This window comes from Methanobrevibacter sp., assembly GCF_045636185.1.
Classification (GTDB): Archaea; Methanobacteriota; Methanobacteria; order Methanobacteriales; family Methanobacteriaceae; genus Methanocatella.
On sequence record NZ_JAZTXC010000097.1, the window covers coordinates 1 to 7,306 of the forward strand.

Consider the following 7,306-nt stretch of genomic DNA (forward strand, 5'->3'; position numbering starts at 1 on the left):
TTGTTTTTTTCCTTTGTTTTCTTCTAAAGAATATTGTTTAGCAAATTCAGTCATATCATCTATTTCAATATATCCTTTTTCAAGGATTTTATTGAACATTAGGGGGTAATGATGGCTCATATTGGGATCGACATTTTTTCTTGAAAGTGTATTTGGATAACTAACCAATACTTTTGAGGTCATTTGTTCAACAGAACGTAATGGAAAATGAGCAATTCTTAAATCATCACATTCTTCACAATGAATATTATCTGAAAATTTTTCTTGAATCCATAAATTATGATTTCCTGTTCTTAAGCCCACATTAAAATTGCTATATAAATCGCCTGTTAATATTACTTTATAAAATGTTTCAATTTTTTCATCCCTAGTATAAGTAATTCTAGATGGAACAAATTTAGTTTCTTGTATGTCGTTTTTAGTTGGTACATATGTTTTCCATTTGATTTTATAAAATGTAAATGGAGGTATTTTTTCTATAATGTCACGAGGGTTGCCATTTGAACATGTGATAAATTCATCAACATCTAATGGGCAGATTATATCGGCTTTATATTCATCAACAGCTTTTTTTAATAAACAGTTATATTTTTGCATTGGTTCAAAATATTTATCGTAATCATTTAAAATAATCAATGGTAAATTTTCAGATAATAATTTATCTAGAATATTATTAGTATCATCAGTACTACCATTATTTAGGATAATCATTTCATCAACAATATTTAGGTGATATCTAATAAATGATTCAATAATGTCAGCTTCATTTTTTATTGTTGTAATAGTGACAATTTTCATTAAAATTCTCCGAGGGCATCATTAATAATTTATTACTCAATGTCTATATTTATTAAATATTTAATATAAATAATTTTATAGTGTTTTATCACATGTTTAAACTTGATTGTTATTTACTATGTTATGTATAATAACCGATTTGTTTACATAATTTTCTTCAAATATTTTTATTCAGTGATTTATATACTTTAAATTTAATTTACCGAGGCATGTTGATTCCGTTAGACTTTCAAAATTTGATTCCCAAAGATTATCTATGTTATTTTATTAAAAATGTGTTGATTTAGTTTATAGTGGAATTGTGTAGCAAACCGAATTAATGACTGCATAAATTCCAGGAATTGCCTGGGACATGTGGACTGAATAAACTTAATTTATTTTTTTTATTAACGAATATGTGTAAATTTAATATTTGGTTAATTAAATATAACTATTTAAATTGACTTACAATTTAATCAATTGTTTATTCAAGGATTCGATGGCTTTTTTCAATATTGCTTCCCAATGAAAAATAGTATGAAAAAGTATTTTAAATATAGAAATTAAAAATAATAGTATTATTGACTAAGTTTTAACTTTTTCAATTTTTAAAACCAAGAGGTTATATTTCATGTACGTACAAAAATTTGAGGATTTAAACAAGTCAGATATTGCAATTGCAGGTGGTAAAGGTGCTAATTTAGGTGAATTAACCCAAGCTGGCATTCCTGTACCTCCGGGATTTGTAGTAACTGCAGAAACTTATCAAAAATTCATGGAAGACACTGGAATTAATGATAAAGTTTTGGATATTTTAGATAAAATTGATATTAATGATACAAAAGCTCTTCAAGCAGCTGCTGAAGAAATCAAATCTATTATTATCGAAACTCCGATTCCAGATGACATGATTATGTTTATTAAGGAAGCTTACAATCAGCTCTGTCAAAGAGTCGGTGAAGATGACACTGATGTAGCTATCAGATCATCTGCTACTGCTGAAGATTTGCCTGAAGCTTCTTTCGCTGGTCAGCAAGATACTTTCTTACATGTTAGCGGTGATGAAGAAGTAATTGAATATGTCAGAAAATGTTGGGCATCATTATTTGAAGCAAGAGCTATTTTCTATCGTGAAGAAAATGATTTCGAACACTCAAAAGTATTGATTGCTGTTGTTGTTCAAAAAATGGCTATTGCGGACAAAGCTGGTGTAATGTTTACTGTAAACCCATCAACTGGTGAAGAAATTGCTTTAATCGAAGGATCATGGGGTCTTGGTGAAGCAGTTGTATCTGGAGATGTAACTCCGGACAACTATCAGGTTGACAAAGCAAACAATGAAGTTATTAACGTAACCATTTCTGATAAGAAAGTAATGTATACCAATGATGAAAGCGGTACCAGTATTAAAGTTGATGTTCCAGAAAAAATGAGAATGGAACGTGTTTTATCAGATGAAGAACTCATTGAATTAACTGAAATGGGTAAAAGAGTTCAAGCTCACTATGGTGAACCTATGGATACCGAATGGGCTTTTGAAAGAGATAATTTATTCCTGCTCCAGGCTAGACCTATTACAACTTTAGGTGATGCTGAACCTGCTGAAGATTCTGGAGATGCTGTTGACGGTGATGTTCTCGTTAGAGGTTTAGGTGCAAGTCCAGGTATTGCAACAGGTGTAGTTAAAATCGTTTTAGACATTGATGAATTGGATAAAATCGAAGAAGGAGATGTTATGGTTACAACAATGACCACTCCGGACATGGTGCCTGCTATGAGAAGGGCCAGTGGTATTGTAACTGATGAAGGTGGTGTAACCTGTCACGCTTCAATCATTTCTCGTGAATTAGGTATTCCTTGTGTTGTAGGAACTGGTGATGCTACTAAAACATTGAAAGAAAATGATGGTGTTACATTAGATGGTAAGAAAGGTTTAGTATTTGAAGGAATTACTGAAGTTAAAGAAGAAGCTCCTGTTGCACAGGCTGTAGCAGCTGAAGCACCAATCTTAACTGTAACTGAAGTTAAAGCCAATGTAAGTATGCCTGAAGCAGCTGAAAGAGCAGCAGCTACTGGTGCAGATGGTGTTGGACTTTTAAGAACCGAACACTTGATGTTGACTGCAGGTATTCACCCTGGAAAATTCATTGCTGACGGAAAAGAAGATGAATTAATCGATACAATTGCCGACAATGTTCAAATCGTAGCTGATGCATTCTATCCAAAACCTGTATGGTACAGAACTTTGGATGCACCAACAGATGAATTCATCACATTGGAAGGTGGAGAAAACGAACCTCGTGAACACAATCCGATGCTCGGTTGGAGAGGTATCAGAAGAGAATTGGACCAACCTGAAATTCTTAAATGTGAATTCAAAGCTATTAAAAAATTGCACGAAAAAGGATACACTAACATTGGTATTATGATTCCATTATCACAAAGTCCTGCTGAACTCCTTAAAGCTAAAGAGTTATGTGCTGAAGTCGGATTCATCCCACACAAAGACGTTGACTTTGGTATGATGGTTGAAATCCCTGCTGCTGCAATTATCATTGACGAATACTTGAAAATTGGTGTCGACTTTGTAAGTTTGGGAACCAATGACTTGACCCAATATACTCTTGCAGTTGACAGAAACAACGAATTTGTAGCAAAACACTACACTGAAGAGCACCCTGCAGTAATGAAATTGATAGAAAGAACTATCAGAAAATGTGCTGAAGCAGGTGTAACATGTAGTATCTGTGGTCAAGCTGGAAGTGTACCACATATCGTTGAAAAACTCGTTAAATTTGGAATTACTTCAGTTAGTTCCAATGCAGATGCAATAGCTGATGTTAGAAAAACTGTTGCTCGTGCTGAACAAAAAATTATTTTAGAAGCTGCCCGTAAGCGTCTAGAATAAATTTTTTCTTTTTTTTCTTTTTTTTAACAATAATAGATGATTTTATGAATGATTTACCAATAGATAAAGATGAAATTTTAAATGAATTAGATTTAATTCAACAAAATGATTTAAAATACTCTGACGGTAGAATTTTAGGCTCAATGTGTACTGAAGCCCATCCTTTTGGAAAAGAAATTTATATAAAATTTCTTGACAGTAACCTTGGTGACCCGGGTTTATTTAAGGGAACTAAATCAATTGAAGATAAAACAGTCCAAATCATTGGTAAATTATTGAATTTAGATAAAGCTTATGGTAATATTGTAACTGGTGGAACTGAAGCAAATATCATGGCCATAAGGGCAGCCAGAAATCATGCAAGAAAATATAAAAATATTAAAAATGGAGAAATTATACTTCCAAGATCCGCTCATTTTTCATTTAAAAAGGCGGCAGACATGATGAATCTTAAGATTATTGAAGCCGATTTGGATGAAAATTATAAAATTGATGTTGAATCCATTATGGACAAAATCACAGATAATACTGTAGCTATTGTTGCAATAGCAGGAACAACGGAACTTGGTTTAATCGATCCAATAGAAGAAATATCCAAAATCGCTCATGAAAACAATATTTATTTTCATGTAGATGCTGCATTCGGCGGATTTTCAATACCTTTTTTAAAAGAAGCAGGTCATGATTATCCTGAATTTGATTTCAAATTGCCGGGGGTTTGCTCCATTACCGTTGATCCTCACAAGATGGGTCTTGCACCAATTCCTGCAGGTGGAATAATTTTTAGAAAAAAAGAATATTTGAAAGTAATGGCTGTTGATTCACCATATCTGACAGTTAAAACACAGTCCACTATTGTTGGAACTCGTTTAGGTGCTTCTACTGCAGCAACTTATGGTCTTTTGAAATATTTTGGACGAAAGGGATATTCAAAACTGGCTGGCAGATTAATGGATAATACTTACTTTTTAAAGGAATCTTTAGAAAAAATTGGTTATAATGTTATAGTTGAACCTGAATTAAATATTATTGCTTTCAACCATCCGACAAAAAGTCCGGAAAAATTATCTGAGGAACTGGAAAAAATAAATGGATGGAAAGTTTCAGTTGCAAATTGTCCAAAGGCAATCAGAATTGTTTTAATGAACCATGTAACTAAAACTCACTTAAAAGAATTTTTAGATGATTTAAAGAAATTGTATTAGATTTCTTCAACATACATTAATGGATAATTTAATTCCTCAATATATTCTATTCTAATAACTGCTTTTGCATCGTCTACTGCCGTATGTATTCTGACATCGAGCATATCTCCGGAAAGTGAAATGTAGTCAAAGCCAGTATTGTCATTCAGGTTAATTTTAACTTCAACGTCTTCAATGGCCGGTTGCAATTTAAAGGATTCTTCTATTGTACGTTCTAAACCTTCTTTGGTTTCAATATTGACTGGTGTTCCAACGAATTGGTGGAATAGTGCGCCCATGCTGATTCCTCCTTCAAATATTGCTCTTTCCCTCGAGGTTATGTTGGAAAAATATTTTTCATTAACGTCCATTTATATTCCTCCGTTTAAGAATATTATCTTGTCATAAATTATCTGTGATGAGATTGGATTGAAGCAGAAATAGAACAGGATTGCAGATATTATTAAAACCGTAGCTAGAATGTAAGGTCTTGAATCCTTTGGATAAATAAATGATACTCCCAGTCCAATAATTAAGAACAATGCACTAATAATGTATGCATTTGATTCTTGAGGGTTTGAGGTAACTATCTTTTCATTTATCCCACTGACATTAGTCTGTTCTCCTTCAACAATCAGTCTATTTTCCGTTGATCCGATCGGGTCACATGTAATAAGCAAAATATTGTTTTTAGTAGTGTCCTTCTCAAGGTGGTATGTTGCAGGCACTATTGTCTTGTTCGTGACAGTATAGTTTACCTCACCTATTCCGGGCCATTCCAAAGTTATTATGTCTCCGGCTTCAAGCTCATTTAACCTCAGGAAAGGAGAACCCTGCAGTGTCCTATGTCCAAATATAACTACAGTCCCGTTTGTTGGGGTGCAGGATCGTTCATCTATCATAACTCCTTGGTCTAGTGAAACGTTGTTCAGTTTCTCATTTATTCCTATTTTATTAACCATTACAAGGGGATTTGTGATATTTTTTTCGGTTATGTTTTTGTGAGCAAAATAATTGACTTCTCCTGCCGCATATAAACCTATTACTAAAATGCATATTATTACAATAATTGTTGAAATGCTTGGCCTTTTCATACTATCATTTTTATATTCATTTTATTAATATAACTTTTCTATCTGGAATATGTTGAATTAATTTCACCGGCCATCCATTCAGGTGCCTTTGTAGTTGGGATTGTTAAAATAATGCTGTCCATGTTATTTATGATAAAAGTCACTTTATCCTGTGGAACTTCAACTAAAAGCATATATTCTGCATCCAAATCTCCCAAATTTATTTCTCTCTCGTAATTTGACAGTTTAATACCATAACTTCTTAACATATCCATAGTTGCTTTTTCATCATATCCCTGTATGATTGCCCCTTTAAGCAGTTCCAATACGTTTGAAGAAAATGTTTGGGTATTTTCTGATGGATTTGTATTGTTTCCTTCAACTATAGTATTTCCTTTTGAATATTCAGAGTCAATCTCTCCGTTGTCCTCATATCTCATTATTGACAGTACTGTGCATCCGCTAACACTTGCTTCACTTTGATTTATGTTGGTCGTTTCATTGAAGTAGGTATCATTATTGCTTTTGTAAATGTCAACAATGCTTCCGGTATTTATCAGCCCGGCTCCTGCCTGCAGACGTGATACTAGGATAGGAACCGATACTGTGTTGGGTTTTTTGAAAGTTATTTCAGATAGCTTTTCCACATTATTATTGTTCACAAATTCTACAGCTTCATTCGCTGGCATTATCACGCTGTGGGAATCATTTTCATAAAATGCCATTGTACGATTGAACTGATCGGTGTTTGCCCTAATCATGCTTAGATGAAACTTTTTCCAGTCATATGTTGCATGTTTAATTACATTGATTGATCTGACTTCATACACTGTTCTTGCATCGTTGATTTTATCTTCTAATGTAAAGGCATTTCCGGCAGCTGCAAGAGGACCTTTGTACAGAGAATGCAGTTCATTAAGTTTTGTCGTTTTTTCCTGGTTCAACTCCTGTTGTGCAGGTTCATAAATTATGAAGTAGTATGCAGATATTATTAAGGTTAATATTATTATGGTGGTGATGATTTTACCTATTTTTCTTTTCTTTTCATCATTGATGTTGTCTGATGTTTTATTTTTAAATAATGAACCTAACTTATTGTTAAAAGCTTCAATTGCAGTTATTTCTTTTTCTTTTTTTAGCTTTGGTCTTGGAATTTCATTATTTTTTAAATCATTTAGTTCACCAAATCCTTTTGGATAAGGAGAATCATTTTCTTTTTTCATAATTAACCCTCACTAATCATTTGTAGAATCAGGCATTTGGGGAAAATTAATGCTGTAAAAATAATAAATCCAAATGCCTTAAAAGTTTTTTCTAATTTTTTTAAAATCATTCAAAAACTTTAATATTACTTTTAATATTGT

General features: G+C 32.7%; 6 protein-coding genes. 2 read left to right on the forward strand and 4 right to left on the reverse strand.

Annotated features, from left to right (window positions below; genetic code table 11):
* Positions 1-798 (reverse strand): glycosyltransferase family 2 protein (locus ACKI3Q_RS05715; protein ID WP_407415138.1); only part of this gene is annotated, 798 nt, incomplete at its 3' end.
* 610 nt (positions 799-1,408) lie between these two features.
* Here ACKI3Q_RS05715 and ppsA point away from each other — a divergent pair.
* Positions 1,409-3,685, forward strand: a complete 2,277-nt coding sequence (ppsA, locus tag ACKI3Q_RS05720) for a phosphoenolpyruvate synthase (protein ID WP_407415140.1) — start codon at positions 1,409-1,411, stop codon at positions 3,683-3,685.
* 44 nt (positions 3,686-3,729) lie between these two features.
* Complete coding sequence (gene mfnA / locus ACKI3Q_RS05725) at positions 3,730-4,890, forward strand: tyrosine decarboxylase MfnA (RefSeq protein ID WP_407415142.1); 1,161 nt, start codon at positions 3,730-3,732, stop codon at positions 4,888-4,890.
* Here the strand turns inward: mfnA and ACKI3Q_RS05730 are convergent.
* The 3 genes from ACKI3Q_RS05730 to ACKI3Q_RS05740 are packed head-to-tail and all read right to left on the reverse strand — an operon-like array spanning position 4,887 to position 7,165.
* Positions 4,887-5,240, reverse strand: coding sequence for a dihydroneopterin aldolase family protein (locus ACKI3Q_RS05730; RefSeq protein ID WP_407415144.1), 354 nt, complete (start codon positions 5,238-5,240; stop codon positions 4,887-4,889). The genes mfnA and ACKI3Q_RS05730 overlap by 4 nt on opposite strands.
* Positions 5,241-5,963 (reverse strand): class E sortase, encoded by a 723-nt coding sequence (locus ACKI3Q_RS05735; RefSeq protein ID WP_407415146.1) that lies wholly within the window; start codon positions 5,961-5,963, stop codon positions 5,241-5,243.
* A gap of 38 nt (positions 5,964-6,001) precedes the next feature.
* A complete protein-coding gene (locus tag ACKI3Q_RS05740; protein ID WP_407415148.1) occupies positions 6,002-7,165 on the reverse strand; it encodes a DUF515 domain-containing protein in 1,164 nt (387 codons plus the stop codon).
* Positions 7,166-7,306: the final 141 nt, after the last annotated feature.

Excerpts from the sequence above, each read along its gene's own strand:
- ppsA (WP_407415140.1), top strand. The coding sequence starts at position 1,409 with ATGTACGTACAAAAATTTGAGGATTTAAACAAGTCAGATATTGCAATT.
- mfnA (WP_407415142.1), top strand. The coding sequence starts at position 3,730 with ATGAATGATTTACCAATAGATAAAGATGAAATTTTAAATGAATTAGAT.
- ACKI3Q_RS05730 (WP_407415144.1), bottom strand. The coding sequence starts at position 5,240 with ATGGACGTTAATGAAAAATATTTTTCCAACATAACCTCGAGGGAAAGA.
- ACKI3Q_RS05735 (WP_407415146.1), bottom strand. The coding sequence starts at position 5,963 with ATGAAAAGGCCAAGCATTTCAACAATTATTGTAATAATATGCATTTTA.
- ACKI3Q_RS05740 (WP_407415148.1), bottom strand. The coding sequence starts at position 7,165 with ATGAAAAAAGAAAATGATTCTCCTTATCCAAAAGGATTTGGTGAACTA.